We start from the raw sequence: 16,089 nt of genomic DNA, 5'->3' as shown, positions 1-16,089 counted from the left end.
ATTTATTCTGGAGGAAACAATGCGTTTTTTGATTAATTCATTTTTAATTTTATTTGCTCTTTTTTCGAGCAGCATTCATGCTGCGGATACGGGGTGGTTGCAACCAGCGAATAACGGGTGGATGAGTGATAACACCCCAAGGCATGCACAAGTGAGGTTACTCAGTTCTACCCAAGAACAGGGTAAAATCGATATTTTGCTTGATGTGAAACTTGATGATGGCTGGAAAACTTATTGGCGCTCACCGGGAGAGGGTGGCGTTGCACCTGAAATTGTGTGGTCATCACCTGTAGAGTCCACCGATTGGCAATGGCCAACGCCTGGGCGTTTTGATGTCGCAGGGGTATCAACTCAAGGCTATATGGGGGATATTGTTTTCCCTATTACAGTCAAAAGTACTGAAAAACTAGATAAACTGGCTGGGACATTAACATTATCGACTTGTAGTAACGTTTGTATTTTAACGGATTATCCGTTTGAGCTCGATTTAACTGAGCCTGTTCCTGCTGATTTTACTTGGGCGTTTAACCAAGCGAAAGGGGCAGTACCGCCAACAAGAGGTTTAGTTGAGCAAACTAAAGTTGGTTTTGCCCATGACAAGCTCGTTATCGAATTACAAAAAAATTCAGGTAGCTCGTGGGGGAAACCGAATATCTTCACTGATGTTGTTGAAGGTGCAACATTAGGGGTGCCTGAGATTGAAGTCTCAGGGGAGCATTTAACAGCAACTATCGACGTTGGTGATGATTGGGGTGGGGAATCCCCAGATTTAACCGGTAAAACTGTTTCATTTGTTGTGAGTGATGGTGATATTTCTCAGCAAATTAATAGCCAAGTTGGTTCATTTTCAGGAACTATTGGTGGAAGTAACGCTGGAAGTGCAATTTCCTTATGGCAAGTGGTGGTATTTGCCTTGGTTGGTGGGTTAATCCTTAACTTAATGCCATGTGTTCTTCCTGTGCTTGCGATGAAGCTGGGCTCTGTATTGATGGTGCCTCAAGGTGAACAAAAAACCATTCGTCGCCAATTTTTATTATCTTCCTTAGGAATTTTAGTTTCCTTCTGGTTACTTGCTTTACTCATGACGCTGTTACGTGTTGGGCAACAAGCCGTTGGCTGGGGAATTCAGTTTCAAAACCCATGGTTTATTGGTTTTATGGTGCTAGTTACAGCACTGTTTACTGCTAATTTATTTGGTTTATTTGAAATTAATTTAGGGAGTAAGGCTAACACTCGTCTTGCAACCGCTGGTGGGCATGGAAATAGTGGGCATTTTTGGCAAGGCGTTTTTGCAACCCTGCTAGCGACTCCTTGCTCTGCACCATTTTTGGGCACCGCAGTTGCTTTTGCACTTACCGCCCCGATGGAAGAGTTATGGTTGATTTTCACGGCTCTGGGAGTCGGGATGAGTTTGCCTTGGTTATTAATCGCCGCTTTCCCAGTAATATCAAGGTTATTACCAAAACCTGGCATGTGGATGCTAAAATTACGTGCTGTGCTTGGGGTGATGATGCTCCTCTCCAGCTTGTGGTTAATTAGCTTATTAATTCCTCATTTTGGTGTCACAGTATCAACAGCTATAGCGGTAATTTTCTTAGTACTGCTGGTGGTTTTTATTGCGATAAAAAGAGGGGGACGAGCTGCGTTCTTGCCATTGTTGTTATTTGCTGTTTTCGCTATTGGTTTTGTGTGGATGACGCAAGAGCAACATACCGGAAGCCGTTCTTTAGTAAAGGATAGTGTAGATTGGCAGCCATTAACTGAGCAGGCAATTACAGATGCACTGGCCGATAATAAACGTGTCTTTATTGATGTAACCGCTGAATGGTGCGTGACTTGTAAGGCGAATAAATACAATGTGTTATTGAGAGATGATATTCAGCAGCTTCTTAGTGAGCCTGACGTCGTCGCTTTACGTGGTGATTGGACGAAACCATCACCAGAAATTACTGCCTTCTTACAAAAACGTGGGCAGGTAGCTGTTCCATTTAATCAAATTTATGGCCCTAACTTGGCCGAAGGCGAAGTACTGTCAACTATACTTGACCGTGAGTCGTTAATATCAGTTATGAATCAGGCCAAAGGAGCCACAAAATGAATAAAACAATTTTAGCTGTTCTATTTTCATCACTTATGTTTGGTGCAATGGCACAAGCCGCGCCACTAAATGCAGAACAGGAAGCACAAGTTCGTAAGTTAGTCAGAGATACGTTAGTAGAAAACCCTGAGATTTTAGAAGAGGCGATCGTCGCACTGCAAGCCAAACAGGGTGAGAAGCAACAAGCGCAGATGAAAGAAACGCTAAAAATGGAAAAAGAGGCATTATTTAATGACCCAACTAGCCCAGTTTTAGGTAATAAAAATGCGAAGCTAGTTTTGGTCAACTTTACTGATTTTAACTGCCCATTCTGTAAACGTTTTGACCCACAACTAGAGGATATCGTGAAAAAATATCCAAATGATGTTGCTGTGGTTATCAAATATCTGCCATTTAAAGGCCAGACTTCAATGGATTCGGCTCAATTAACGATGACATTATGGCAAGAGAATCCAAAGGCGTTTGAAGCGTTACATCATAAATTTATGCAAAAGCAAGGCATGCTGTCTGATGCGAATATCAAAGAAGCCCTGAAAGCGACGGGTAATGATAAACTGAAAGCGAGCGAAAAAAGCCGTGAAGGTATTCGTACTAACATGATGTTAGCTGAAAAACTGGGAGTGAATGGGACACCAGCGACACTAGTCGGTGAAGAAATGATCCCAGGGGCTATTGATGCGCAGCAGTTTGAAGCGATAGTGAAAGAGCAGTTGGCTAAGCTCAAATAATATCCTTGTTATACTTCGCGCTGTGGCGTTGTTGGCTTGGCATACTAACCCTAGTCACATACTGATGTATGCTCCTAGGGCTTAGTTTCACTTGCCGCCTAGCCACAACACGAATTATTTAGGGGATAAAGCTAAGCTTAAGATTGACTTAGAAAAGTATTAGCGAATCAGCAAAGAAAGCATTTTAACTTAATGACAAAGCATTAATTTCGATTAAATGCTTTGCTTTGCTACACTTTAAATTTGTACTATTTGATAACAAATAGGTTAATAACCGTATGAATAGACTGAAAAAGTGGTCTAAAGAAATTATCGTTTTAGCCATTATATTGTTTGTTGCCTTTACGGTAATGGACTTGTGGCGTAAACCACAAACTTTAGCCCCTGCATTGTTGGAACAACATACTTTAGTTAATGGTGAAACGGTTTCATTAGCTGAGTTAAGTAAAGAAAAACCGATATTGGTTTATTTTTGGGCTACATGGTGTGGTGTGTGCAATCTAACTTCGCCAACAGTTTCAGATTTAAATCAATCAGGTATGCCGATTATTTCTGTTGCCATACGTTCCGGTGAAACGACTCGCTTAGTCTCAGGGATGGAAAAAAAGGATTTAAACTTCCCTGTTATCAATGACAGTAGTGGGCAGCTCTCGAATGCGGTAGGAGTCAGTGCAACACCGACGTTTATGGTAATTGATAACGGCGAGTTAGTTAGTTTTACTTCAGGCTGGACTAGCTCTTATGGTTTAAAAATGCGTATGTGGTTAGCCTCATTTTAATATTTTTATGATCCCCTCGCTCGTTAAAAGGGGATTTTTCTGTCTATAAGTTTAATTTATCATTATGGTAAACTCATCCTGCTATATAAATAATAAAATAGGTGGATGGGATGGTAGTGTTCAAAAAAACAGTATGCTTACTGTTAGGTGCAGTATTAATGGTTGGGTGCTCGCCTGATACGGAAGAAAAAGCAAAATCTGAGCCGTCTTCTGTAGCAACTGCGAATTCAGAATTAAAACAGCGCGTTGATGAAATTAAAAGCAATTCGACAGAAGATAAAATCAATGCATTTAATGCCAAGTCAGATGATGACCCGACAATGCTGCGTGGTATTTTTTTGTCTGAAATGGCGAAGTCATTACCTATGTTGATTGATGATGTAACATTATTAACAGAGGTGACAGAAAAAAATGGCATGTTGTTTTATCAATATACTATCAAAGGGATCCCTGACAATGTGCTAGAGAGTAATAGCTGGCAGCAGAACATGCGTAAGGTCTTAGATATAAATTACTGCGGTAAGGATGCAGGAATGAAAATTTTACATGAAATGTTCCCTGATGGGATCACGCATAATTATTATAAATCCAATAAATTAATTTTTACCTATATTGTTACTCCTGCTATTTGCCTCTAACCTTTATTATTGCGCCTGATAATCGCTATTTATCAGGCGTACTCATGATTAAAACTCTAAATTACGAATAAAACGGTATTCAGCCGATTGGGGTTTTAAGCGGTATAAATTGGCTGGTCGGCCGCGCTCATGGCGTTTTTCCCCTGTATCGATAAGCAAGTCTGCTTGTTCTAAACGACGTCTAAAAGACTTGTTTTGCAAAGTCTTACCAATTAAAACCTCATGGACATGCTGCAATTCAGACAGTGTAAAAACGTCAGGTAAAGCAAAGCCGGGTACGATGGAATAAAGTGATTTTTGTTGTAAGCGCTCACGAGCCTGTTGATAGAGTTGTAAATGGTCAAATGCCAGAGGCAATGTAGCGATGTCATCAATAGATACCCATTTTACTGATTCGACGGTCTCAATATGAGCTTCACAATCTTGATAAGCAATTAAAGCGGTATAACAGACAGTGACAGACCAACCCCGAGGATCACGTTGTTTATTACCTACCGTACAAAGTTGTTCAACATAAGGCGGGATAACCCCAGTTTTTTCTTTTAGCTTACGTAGGATTGTCTCTTCGATAGTTTTATCATTTTGTTCATCAACGAAGCCACCAGGTAACCCCCATTTCCCCTTTTCAGGGAAATTTGCCCTTTCGACTAATAAGACTTTGAGTGTGTTTTCATGATATGTGAACAAGACGGCATCAACAGTCAGTAGTGGTGAGAGATATTCATTTTTGTTATATCCTGCTAAAAATTCTTTTTCATTCATATTGTTACCTACTTTAAATTGCACTCAAATCAATAGAGCTATCATACGCTAAAAGCCAATTAATGTCATTAAGACATTTAATGCTTGACTTGTTTGTGTCTATAGGACAATAATTAATTAAAGTCATAAGGACATTAATGAGAGGTGGACTATGTTCAATTTTAAATATTTCAAAGCAGACTCATCTACATTTGTTATTCAGTCAGTGAATGGGAAAGTGCGTAAGCAAGGAAAGGGGATTAGTTTTTGGTATAACTCGGATAAGACATCTATTGCGGCATTACCGTTAAGTGCTCAAGAAGCTCCTTTTATTTTTAATTTACAAACTGCGGATTTTCAAAGTTTACGCATTCAGGGGCAAATTTCATTTCAAGTGAAGAACCCAGAAAAAACAGCAAATGTATTAAATTTCAATTTAACTAAAGATGGAAAAAATCACGCTTCTGAAGACCCACTTAAATTGAGTGATAGAGTAGTGAGGGCTGCGCAAACTATTATCCAAGCCAGAATTCAAACGACTTCATTGCGTGATGCATTACTTATTAGCCAATCATTAGTGACTTTAGTCACTCAACAACTGGCAGAACAAACGCTAATTGAATCATTAGGCCTTGAAATTTTAGACGTCTCTTTTGCTGCAATAGCGCCTTCACCTGAAACTCTTAAAGCGTTAGAGGCGCAAGCGAGGGAGTCAATTCTAAAAGAAGCGGATGATGCTATTTACGCAAGACGCAAATTTTCTGTTGAACAAGAAAGAACGATTAAAGAAGCGGAATTAGAAACGGATTTATCTGTTCAAGCAAAAGAACAACAAATTGAAGAAGCTCGCCTTGATAATGAACGTAAGCTATTACGAGAACGAGCAGAAATAGAGCAAGAAGAGTTGGTTGCACAAGTTAGTGCAGAGGCAAAGCGCCAAGAGTTAGTCACACTCAGTGTGGGAAACCAGCGTATTCAATCAGAAGCAGATGCTTATGCTATTGAAACCAAAATGAAAGCCTATAGCCAGTTACCCGTTGAAAATTTAAAAGCGCTAGCGCTGGCAAAAATGAACCCAGAACAATTAATGGCAATGGCTTTTGAGTCACTGGCTCAAAATGCAGGGAAGATAGGGGAACTTAATCTATCACCTGATCTATTTGGTCAACTAATGAAAAAAGGAGGGAAGTAATGGATAATGCTAGATTTGTATTAGTAACACGTAAGACGCGCTTACAGGAATTGATTGAACGCTTTAATACATGGCCACAAGCGAAATTCTATTTAGAGCATAACCATGTGGAAGTTGATGATTATCTTAATGAGCATGATCTTTATCAGAGGCAATTAATCCAAGCTGAATCAATATTAAAACCATTAGGTAGGTTTCAATTATTAGAAAGAAAACTATTGCCCAGTTACCAATTTTCTAAGCAAGATATTGTGGTTGTGATCGGGCAGGATGGCTTAGTTGCCAATACGTTAAAGTACCTGAATGGGCAGCCTATTATTGCGATTAACCCAGACCCAGCGAGATGGGATGGCAAATTATTACCTTTTGAAATAGGCCAACTAAAGGAAGTTGTACAAAAAACAATACAAGGCAAGGCAGAGCAAAAAACAGTTACTTTTGCACAAGCAACAACCAATGATGGTCAATCATTATTAGCGGTGAATGACTTGTTCATTGGCCCGAAAAGCCATACCTCTGCGCGTTATTTATTGAATTGGAAAGGGGAGAAAGAGTTTCAATCTTCTTCTGGAATTATAGTTTCAACAGGGTTGGGTTCAACGGGGTGGTTTCAATCTATTTTAGCTGGAGCTAAAGCGATTACAGGCGTGGCACATCATCCCCTTTCTAATGGATTTGGTTGGGGAGACAATAAATTGCAATTTAGCGTTAGGGAGCCTTTTTTAAGTAAAACAACGGGCACGAAATGGGTGTTTGGCACGATAGAAACAGAATCACCTCTAATGCTTGAATCGTTGATGCCTGATAATGGCGTTATTTTCTCAGATGGAATAGAAGATGATTTTTTACAGTTTAATGCGGGCTGTATTGTTACAGTGAAAATCTCAGATTTACGAGGGTTACTTGTTGGTTAGTTTAGTTTCATCAGCCTCAATATTTTTGCTTATTGAGGCTGATGACAGATTAAATTTTTCTACGTCGGTTCATTGTGAAACCTAGTAAGCCAAAGATGACAACCACGGCCCACATTGGGTAATTGCTCCAACGTGCATAAGGCGTTAACCCTGTCGTCGGGATGACATCAGTGGCAAGTACTGCTGTTTTAAACTGAGGCAGTATATCTTGGATTGTCCCGTCAGCGCTGATCACAGCAGTAATTCCATTATTGGTTGAGCGTAGTAATGGGCGACCTAACTCTAACGAACGCATTCGAGCCATTTGGAAATGCTGCCATGGGCCAATCGATTTTCCAAACCATGCGTCATTTGATACGGTAAGTAAGTAATCGCTATCTGGCTTAAAGTTATCTCTAACTTGCGTACCTAAGATTATCTCATAGCAAATTGCGGCTGTAAGATGCATATTCCCTACCGCTAGCTGAGCTTGTTGATAATCACCTCGGCTAAAACCTGACATAGGTAAGTTAAAGAAAGGGGCAATAGGGCGTAGTATATCCTCTAAGGGAACAAACTCGCCAAATGGAACTAAATGGTGTTTGTTATAACGATTTTTAGAAGGGTAAAGATACGGCGTTTTATCACCTAATACGATAATAGTATTAAAAAATTCATACTCACCATTCGCTGGCCTTGCATCGACAATTCCGGTTATTAAGCGCGTATTAGAGCCTGCCAGCAGTTGATCGAGGGATTTTAACCAAGCTTGGTTATCGAGTTCAACGGAAGGGACGGCAGATTCGGGCCAAATGATCAGTGAAGCTTTACCTATATAAGGCCTTGATAACTCCATATAGGTGTCTTTGGTCTTTTGTAAAAAGCTGGCTTCCCATTTCATTGATTGGGGAATATTGCCTTGTACTAAAGCGACTTGCATTTTTTTGGCTTCAAGAGGGGTGAACCATTGAATATTTTTGGCAAGTAGGGGGGCAAACAATAAAACCGCAGCCGCTATTAAGGCCATAAAACTGCGGCGTATTATCGCTAGCACTAATAGGCCACTGATACTAAATAGCAACAAGGTAACCATTTCAACACCAAAAACTGGTGCTAATGCTTTCATTGGCCCATCAATTTGGCTATAACCAAATTGGAGCCATGGGAAGCCAGTTAATACCCAACCTCGTAGGAATTCAGTTAACTGCCAAAGTGCAGGTGCAAGGAAGACTAAACGCCAGATATTGGCACTGGGAGCAAATTTAGTGAGTAATGCCCCAAATAGACCGGTATAAAGAGAGAGATATGCCGCCAGAAGAATAACGATAAGTACATTAACAGGGCCAGGCATTCCACCAAAGTCAGCAATACTCACGTAAACCCAATTGACACCGCTACCAAATAAACCAAACCCCCAAGCAAAGCCAATCGAAAAAGATTGCTTAACCGTCCGCTGTAAGGTGAGTAATTGAAGGAAAAGAATAGAAAGTAGTGCAGCGGGCCAGATATCAAAAGGCGAAAAAGCCAGTGTTCCACTGGCTCCAAATAGTAAAGCCAGCAGTAACCGTAACCGCTGACTTTGATAAATAGACGTTGAATTCATTAAGTCTGTTCTTCTTCCAAAGTCGGAACTGGCGCGTCATCTGGAATTTTCACGTGAAGCAGAAGAATTCGACGACTGTCTGCCATGGCAACTTTAAATTGGTAATTGTCTATAGTGATAACTTCACCACGGGAAGGTAAGTGACCAAAGGCTTGCATAACTAAACCGCCCACGGTATCAACTTCTTCATCACTAAATTGTGTATTAAAAGCATCATTGAAGTCTTCTATCTGCGTCAGCGCGCGGACAGAATAAGAATGCCGACTGAGTTGACGGATATCAACGTCATCTTGGTCGTCATATTCGTCTTCGATTTCGCCAACAATAAGCTCTAAAATATCTTCAATGGTAACAAGCCCTGACACACCACCAAACTCGTCAATGACGATAGCCATATGGTAGCGTTGAGAGCGGAACTCTTTGAGTAGCCTGTCTACTCGCTTACTTTCAGGTACAACAACTGCTTGACGTAAGACTTTATCGATACTAAAAGGTTCTGCGTCAGTGCGCATAAATGGCAGCAAATCTTTTGCCATTAATAAACCTTCTATGTGGTCTTTATCTTCACTAATAACAGGGAAGCGTGAGTGGGCTGAATCAATAATGACATCAAGGCACTCATCAAGCGTTTGATTGCGTTTTAAGGTAACAATTTGGGAACGCGGGATCATAATATCGCGTACGCGTTGATCCGCAATGTCCATTACCCCTTCAAGCATTTCGCGGGTATCAGGATCAATCAAATCGTTTTGTTCAGAGTCGCGGATTAATTCGACTAAGTCATCACGATTTTTAGGTTCACCGTGGAACAGGTGATTTAATAGTGCAAAAAACCCTTTCTTAGGACCAGGGTTATCGCTACTCGAAGAGTTATCGTCGCTCATGGCGGTTAATTTTGTATTCCTCAATAAAATACTCGACATACTTTGAACTACAGCGCTGTTAGCTGTACTCGGCTATGGGTTTAATAGCACAAGTTAAAGTATTTAGAGCTAGGTTAGTTAATAAAAACAACTTGCTTGATTCTTTTTTAGCATAAAACTGACGGTTTATCCTCATAATTACCGTCAGTTTTTTGTAAAATAATGCTTTTTTATAAAAGATAACTAGAAAAATTATAGTTAGATCATGCTTTTTCTGCAAGATAGGGGTCGTCATAACCTAATTCTGCTAAGATTTCCGTTTCTAAGCTTTCCATTTCTTCAGCTTCATCATCTTCAATATGGTCATAACCTAGTAGATGTAAGCAACCGTGGATCACCATATGTGCCCAGTGCTCTTCAGCACTTTTTTGTTGTTCAATCGCTTCTTGCTCAACAACTTGACGACAAATAATTAAATCGCCTAATAATGGCAGCTCAATTTCCGGCGGTGCTTCAAAAGGAAAAGATAATACATTTGTGGGCTTATCTTTTCCTCGGTAGGTTAAGTTTAAATGATGGCTTTCCGCTTCGTCTACAATGCGAATGGTGACTTCACTTTGCGCTTGAAATTTAGGCAGTACTGCGGCTAACCAGCGTTCAAATAAAGCTTCAGAGGGTAAGCCGTCCGGATTTTCACATGCAATTTGTAAATCGAGAATAATATCGATGCCACTCATTTATTGGTTTTCCTGCTTTTCAAATTGCTGTTGTCGTTCTTTTTCTTCACGTAACTGCTGGCGGCGCTTATTGTCTTGCTCTTCCCATGCTTCATAAGCCATAACAACTTTAGCCACTACTGGGTGACGAACAACGTCTTCACTGTGGAAAAAATTAAAGCTTAAATCATCAACCCCAGAAAGGACTTCTATGGCGTGACGTAAACCCGATTTACTGCCGCGCGGTAAGTCAACTTGGGTAATATCCCCTGTTACCACCGCTTTGGAATTAAACCCAATACGCGTCAAAAACATTTTCATCTGTTCGATGGTCGTGTTTTGGCTTTCATCTAAAATAATAAAAGCATCATTTAAGGTGCGGCCGCGCATATACGCCAATGGCGCAACTTCAATCACGTTTCGCTCAATCAGTTTTTCAACTTTTTCAAAGCCTAACATTTCAAATAAGGCGTCATAAAGGGGGCGAAGATAAGGGTCAACTTTTTGGCTTAGATCCCCCGGTAAGAAACCGAGCTTCTCACCAGCCTCAACAGCTGGACGAGTTAGCAATATTCGGCGAACTTCTTGGCGCTCTAGTGCATCAACAGCAGCGGCAACAGCTAAGTATGTTTTCCCTGTCCCAGCAGGGCCAATCCCAAACGTAATATCATGGTCTAAAATATTTGCGATATATTGCGCTTGGTTTGGTGTACGAGGCTTGATTACACCACGTTTTGTTTTGATATTCACGGCCTTACCGTAGTCTGGCACGCTGTCAGCGGATTGCTCTAAGACACGGCTATCGAGTATCGCTAAGTGAATGTTTTCAGGGTCTATATCCGGAATAACACCGCGCACAGGGGAGGTATCCACATACAGCTGGCGTAAAATTTTACTTGCCGCTTGTACATTAAGTGGTTTGCCCGATATTTTAAAACGGTTATCGCGTCGGTTAATTTCGATGGCAAGACGGCGTTCAAGTTGCTTAATATTGTCATCAAATGGCCCGCAGAGGCTCATTAAACGCTGGTTATCTGCGGGTTCTAGAAAGATTTCTTGTGTTGCGATTTGCAAAGTTGTTGTATCGGTCACTGAATATCCTATCGTTAGATTATTACTTAGGGTTGATAGTTGCCAACACCTAGCTCATCTTCTTTACGAGTACGTGCAATGACAGATGCAGGGGATTCGTGAACACGAAGATCCATTTGCTCCTCTGTGCGGATCACTTTGCCGCGTAGGGAGTTTGCATAGACGTCCACGATTTCTACATCCACAAATTTACCAATCATATCCGGTGTGCCTTCAAAATTCACAACGCGGTTATTTTCGGTACGGCCAGAAAGTTCCATGAGGCTCTTACGTGAAGGGCCTTCCACTAAGATGCGTTGTACAGAGCCTAACATGGCACGGCTAAAGCTCATGGCTTGTTGGTTAATGCGCTGCTGTAATAAGTATAGACGCTGTTTTTTCTCATCTTCACTGACATCATCTGGAAGGTCGGCCGCAGGTGTACCGGGACGCGCTGAGTAAACAAAGCTAAAACTCATATCAAAATCCACATCAGCGATTAACTTCATGGTTTTTTCAAAATCATCGTTAGTTTCGCCAGGGAAGCCAACAATAAAATCTGAACTAATAAGAATACCAGGGCGAGCTTCACGCAGTTTGCGAATAATGGCTTTATATTCTAGTGCGGTATGAGCCCGTTTCATCATGGTAAGAATACGGTCAGAACCACTTTGCACTGGAAGGTGTAAATAGCTCACCAATTCAGGGGTATCACGGTATACTTCAATGATATCATCTGTAAATTCAATTGGATGACTGGTTGTAAAGCGTACACGGTCAATCCCATCGATAGCAGCAACGAGGCGTAATAATTCGGCAAATGAGCAAATTTCACCATCAAAGGTTTCACCACGATAAGCGTTAACGTTTTGCCCTAACAAGTTAACTTCACGGACACCTTGTGCTGCTAATTGTGCAATTTCAAATAAAATATCATCACAAGGGCGGCTAACTTCTTCGCCTCGTGTATAAGGCACTACGCAGAAAGTACAATATTTATTACAGCCTTCCATAATTGAAACGAATGCGCTTGGGCCTTCTGCTCGTGGTTCAGGTAAGCGATCAAACTTTTCAATTTCAGGGAAACTGATATCAATCACAGGGCTACGGGTACCTTGCACCTGATTAATCATTTCAGGCAAGCGGTGTAAGGTCTGTGGACCGAAAACAATATCAACACTTGGTGCACGCTGACGGATAAAGTCCCCTTCTTGTGAGGCTACGCAACCGCCGACACCAATAATGATATCTGGGTTTTTATCCTTAAACGTTTTCCAACGCCCGAGTTGATGGAAAACCTTTTCTTGCGCTTTTTCACGAATTGAGCAGGTATTTAGCAGTAATAAATCAGCTTCTTCTGCAACTTCAGTGAGTTGGTAACCATGGGTATTTTCCAATAAAGAAACCATTTTGGATGAGTCATACTCATTCATTTGGCAACCCCAAGTTTTAATGTATAGCTTTTTATTCGTCGACATGTCGTATATCCGGTGTTTTCGAAGCGGCTAGTGTAATGGACCTCGAAACGCGTTGTAAATCCAAAGTCCTACCCTCTTTTTGGGAACTTGCATGCATTTTGATGAAGAACATCATTGTATGATGGGATAAATGCAAAGATATTTAAAATAATATCACTACACCAAATTTAAGGGCAGGCAATTTGCCTATTGTTTTAAAGTTAGGGCGTATTGTATTCATTTGAGGCATCAGTGACTAGAGGATGTTGAGTATTTGTGGTTAATTTTTATGCAAATTAACGGCTTTTAAGCAAAACAGGCCACTTATGGCGTCGCGGTATTCACTCAATGTAGCACTCTTATGGGTTTCTAACATGGATATTTTCTGTGAGAGCCGCAAATATTGGGTACAATAGCTTAATCAAATAATAATCCCATCAAACAATGAATAGTGTAGCTAATGTGATGAATAAATTAATCGAATCTTATGATGTTGTCGTGGTGGGAGCCGGTATGACGGGTGCCGCGGCAGCATTGGGCTTTGCCCAAGAAGGCATGCGAGTCGCTTTGCTTGAAAAGGCAAAACCAGCGGCATTCGATCCACAAAGCGCACCTGATGTCCGTATTTCTGCGATTAGCCGTGCATCCGTTGAATTATTGCAACAATTAGGTGCTTGGCAGCATGTAGAGGCCATGAGGAGTGCCCCTTACAGGCAGCTAGAAACATGGGAAGAACCGGGTAGCAATGTTCTTTTTGACGCTCAAAGCCTTGGGTTGCCAGAACTCGGGTTTATGGTTGAAAACCGCGTACTGCAACTTGCACTATGGCGTGAGTGTGAAAAATACGACAATTTAGAATTGGTTTGCCCTGCGCAGTTGGTTAATTTATATCGGCCTCAGAACCAAAAAACGTGGTGTATTGAATTAGATGATAACCGAACTATAGAAGCGCAACTTGTTGTGGGAGCCGATGGCGCTAACTCCCAAGTGCGTAAAATGGCGGGGATTGGCAACCGTGGTTGGCAATATCGCCAATCATGTATGTTAATTACTATTCAAACACAGCAACCTCAGCAAGATAAAACATGGCAACAGTTTTTTCCATCGGGCCCTAGAGCATTTTTGCCTTTATATGATCACTGGGCTTCTTTGGTTTGGTATGATAGCCCTGACAAAATTAGGCGTCTGCAAGGGATGTCGATGGAACAGTTAACAGGGGCGGTTTCAGAGGCCTTCCCTGAACGTTTAGGGCCAATAACCGCAGTGGCTTCAGGGGCTTTCCCATTAACACGTCATCACGCGAACCGCTATGTTCTTGATGGTCTAGCACTGATTGGCGATGCGGCGCACACCATTAATCCATTAGCGGGGCAAGGCGTCAATCTTGGGTACCGTGATGTAGATGCGTTGTTAAAAGAAGTCATTTATGCACGTGAATATCTACAGCCTTGGTGCTCCATTGAGGTATTAAAACGTTATCAGCGTCGTCGTTTACCTGACAACTTAGTTATGCAAGCAGGGATGGATGTTTTCTATATGGCATTTAGTGAAAGTTTACCGGGGTTGAAAATGTTAAGAAACCTCGGGTTAATGGCAGCTCAGCGCGCTGGAGAAGCTAAAAAACTGGCATTGAAATATGCCTTAGGGTTATAACGTTGATGTGAAATGGACAATAAAATAGGCCGCTACCAGCGGCCTATTTTATTTAAGGTAATAAATGTGGTTTATTGTTAACTAGATCAATAGGTTGTATATCATTTGATTTATTGATATTGATAATGCTATCACCTTCAGTTACCTCTGGGTCAAATGTCGCATTTTTATCTGAAAATGCATGTGCTAACTTTTCGGTATCTAATTCTTTTTCCCAACGGGCGACGACAATACAGGCGCATGCGTTACCAACTAAATTAGTTAAAGCACGGCATTCTGACATAAAACGGTCGATACCGAGGATTAATGCCATACCTGCAACAGGGATGCTTGGTACTACCATTAATGTTGCTGCGAGAGTAATAAACCCTGCGCCAGTCACCCCTGCAGCTCCTTTTGAGCTGATCATTGCGACAAGCAGTATAGAAAGTTGCTGCCAAATTGTGAGTTCAATATTAGTGGCTTGGGCAATAAACAGTGCAGCCATGGTCATATAGATATTGGTACCATCAAGGTTGAATGAATAACCTGTTGGGATCACTAAACCTACAACTGATTTTTCACAGCCAGCCCGTTCCATTTTTCTCATCAAACTTGGTAGTGCAGCTTCAGAAGAAGAAGTCCCTAAAACGAGCCAAAGTTCATCCTTGATGTATTTAATGAGTTCGATGATTGAGAAGCCGTTGTATTTTGCGACAGCGCCAAGAACAACTAAGACAAAGAGCAGGGAGGTAATGTAGAAAGTTACTATCAGCATCATTAAGTTACCGATAGATGAAATACCATATTTACCAATGGTAAATGCCATTGCCCCAAATGCCCCGATAGGTGCTAGTTTCATTAGCATCGCAACCATTTTGAACACAGGTTCAGAAAAGTTTTGCAGCAATTTAACTATTGGCTCACCATGTTTACCTGTTGCGGCTAATGCTAACCCGAAAATAATCGCAATAAATAAGACTTGTAGGATATTACCATTCACTAATGGGCTAATGACCGTATCTGGAATGATGTTCATCAAAAAGCCAACAATGGAAGACTCATGGGCTTTTTCGACATAGCTAGCAACTTTTGTGCTATCGAGCGTTGCTGGGTCGATATTAAGCCCAGAACCTGGGCGGATGACATTCGCGACAATAAGGCCGATAAATAATGCAATGGTTGAGAAAGTCAGAAAGTACAGCATAGCTTTACCTGCGACACTGCCGACCGCTTTCATATTAGACATCCCTGAAATACCGGTTACTACGGTTAAAAAGATGACAGGTGCGATGATCATTTTTACGATTTTGATGAACCCATCACCAAGTGGTTTTAATGATTCTCCGGCCTCAGGGAAAAAGTGACCAAGTGCAATACCGAGCAAGATGGCTACGATCACTTGAACATATAAAATCTTATATATTGGTTGCTTTATCATGTTTCGCATAAATTTTCTCTGTAAAAATGTTACGTTTGGCAATTTATAATTATTAGGTTTTAAAACTTTTATTAGAGTTTTTGAGAGCTAATCAATTGGAATGGAAGATGGGATTGAATGTACTAATGACCGCAGCTAGAAAGGATCTTACCCGCCATTAATCACACCTAACTACAATTCGTCGGAAGATTACCACTTTCACTGGTTAATAAAAAACGACTTAAGTCACATATCTGA

The 16,089-nt window shown here is 41.1% G+C and carries 14 protein-coding genes; 7 read left to right on the top strand and 7 right to left on the bottom strand.

The features are described from left to right. Positions 1–19 precede the first annotated feature (19 nt). The 4 genes from ABE954_RS16440 to ABE954_RS16425 all read left to right on the top strand — a co-directional run bounded on the left by ABE954_RS16440 (position 20) and on the right by ABE954_RS16425 (position 4,243). Positions 20–2,098: a protein-disulfide reductase DsbD family protein gene (locus tag ABE954_RS16440; RefSeq protein ID WP_371025586.1), complete on the top strand. Its 2,079-nt coding sequence runs from the start codon at positions 20–22 to the stop codon at positions 2,096–2,098. Further along, entirely contained in the window at positions 2,095–2,826 is a 732-nt protein-coding gene (locus ABE954_RS16435) for a DsbA family protein (RefSeq protein ID WP_042848351.1), read from the top strand. The genes ABE954_RS16440 and ABE954_RS16435 overlap by 4 nt, the downstream gene beginning before the upstream one ends. 278 nt (positions 2,827–3,104) lie before the next feature. Further along, complete coding sequence (locus ABE954_RS16430; protein ID WP_210814411.1) at positions 3,105–3,605, top strand: protein disulfide oxidoreductase; 501 nt, start codon at positions 3,105–3,107, stop codon at positions 3,603–3,605. 110 nt (positions 3,606–3,715) lie between these two features. Beyond that, positions 3,716–4,243: a hypothetical protein gene (locus ABE954_RS16425; protein ID WP_048606353.1), complete on the top strand. Its 528-nt coding sequence runs from the start codon at positions 3,716–3,718 to the stop codon at positions 4,241–4,243. Positions 4,244–4,291: 48 nt separating this feature from the next. On the opposite strand, the gene ABE954_RS16420 is transcribed toward ABE954_RS16425, so the two are convergent. Then, complete coding sequence (locus tag ABE954_RS16420; protein ID WP_042848348.1) at positions 4,292–5,005, bottom strand: NUDIX domain-containing protein; 714 nt, start codon at positions 5,003–5,005, stop codon at positions 4,292–4,294. 151 nt (positions 5,006–5,156) lie between these two features. Here ABE954_RS16420 and ABE954_RS16415 point away from each other — a divergent pair, with 151 nt between their 5' ends. Both ABE954_RS16415 and ABE954_RS16410 read left to right on the top strand, forming a co-directional pair. Further along, positions 5,157–6,176 carry an SPFH domain-containing protein gene (locus ABE954_RS16415; protein WP_042848346.1) on the top strand — a complete coding sequence of 340 codons (1,020 nt, stop codon included), beginning with the start codon at positions 5,157–5,159 and terminating at the stop codon, positions 6,174–6,176. Beyond that, on the top strand, positions 6,176–7,090 hold the full coding sequence (locus tag ABE954_RS16410) for a sugar kinase (RefSeq protein ID WP_210814413.1): 915 nt from the start codon (positions 6,176–6,178) through the stop codon (positions 7,088–7,090). The genes ABE954_RS16415 and ABE954_RS16410 overlap by 1 nt, the downstream gene beginning before the upstream one ends. Positions 7,091–7,139: 49 nt before the next feature. Here ABE954_RS16410 and lnt read toward each other — a convergent pair whose 3' ends face one another. The 5 genes from lnt to miaB form a co-directional block, all read right to left on the bottom strand. Next, positions 7,140–8,672, bottom strand: coding sequence for an apolipoprotein N-acyltransferase (lnt, locus tag ABE954_RS16405; protein WP_042848344.1), 1,533 nt, complete (start codon positions 8,670–8,672; stop codon positions 7,140–7,142). Next, a complete protein-coding gene (gene corC / locus ABE954_RS16400) occupies positions 8,672–9,556 on the bottom strand; it encodes a CNNM family magnesium/cobalt transport protein CorC (RefSeq protein ID WP_042848343.1) in 885 nt (294 codons plus the stop codon). The genes lnt and corC overlap by 1 nt, the downstream gene beginning before the upstream one ends. A 242-nt stretch (positions 9,557–9,798) precedes the next feature. Then, positions 9,799–10,272 carry an rRNA maturation RNase YbeY gene (gene ybeY, locus ABE954_RS16395; RefSeq protein ID WP_042848341.1) on the bottom strand — a complete coding sequence of 158 codons (474 nt, stop codon included), beginning with the start codon at positions 10,270–10,272 and terminating at the stop codon, positions 9,799–9,801. Next, positions 10,273–11,325, bottom strand: coding sequence for a PhoH family protein (locus ABE954_RS16390; RefSeq protein ID WP_042848420.1), 1,053 nt, complete (start codon positions 11,323–11,325; stop codon positions 10,273–10,275). 44 nt (positions 11,326–11,369) lie between these two features. Then, positions 11,370–12,800 carry a tRNA (N6-isopentenyl adenosine(37)-C2)-methylthiotransferase MiaB gene (gene miaB / locus ABE954_RS16385; RefSeq protein WP_042848340.1) on the bottom strand — a complete coding sequence of 477 codons (1,431 nt, stop codon included), beginning with the start codon at positions 12,798–12,800 and terminating at the stop codon, positions 11,370–11,372. A gap of 444 nt (positions 12,801–13,244) precedes the next feature. On the opposite strand from miaB, the gene ubiF reads away from it, so the two are divergent. Continuing rightward, positions 13,245–14,432 carry a 3-demethoxyubiquinol 3-hydroxylase gene (ubiF, locus tag ABE954_RS16380; RefSeq protein ID WP_042848339.1) on the top strand — a complete coding sequence of 396 codons (1,188 nt, stop codon included), beginning with the start codon at positions 13,245–13,247 and terminating at the stop codon, positions 14,430–14,432. Between the two features lie 52 nt (positions 14,433–14,484). On the opposite strand, the gene ABE954_RS16375 is transcribed toward ubiF, so the two are convergent. Next, positions 14,485–15,861 carry a dicarboxylate/amino acid:cation symporter gene (locus tag ABE954_RS16375; RefSeq protein ID WP_071547829.1) on the bottom strand — a complete coding sequence of 459 codons (1,377 nt, stop codon included), beginning with the start codon at positions 15,859–15,861 and terminating at the stop codon, positions 14,485–14,487. Positions 15,862–16,089: the final 228 nt, after the last annotated feature.

The organism is Providencia sp. TYF-12, assembly GCF_041344805.1.
GTDB lineage: Bacteria > Pseudomonadota > Gammaproteobacteria > Enterobacterales > Enterobacteriaceae > Providencia > Providencia huashanensis.
Note: the sequence above shows the minus strand (reverse complement) of the source record. Positions and strands in the feature narration are given on the sequence as shown.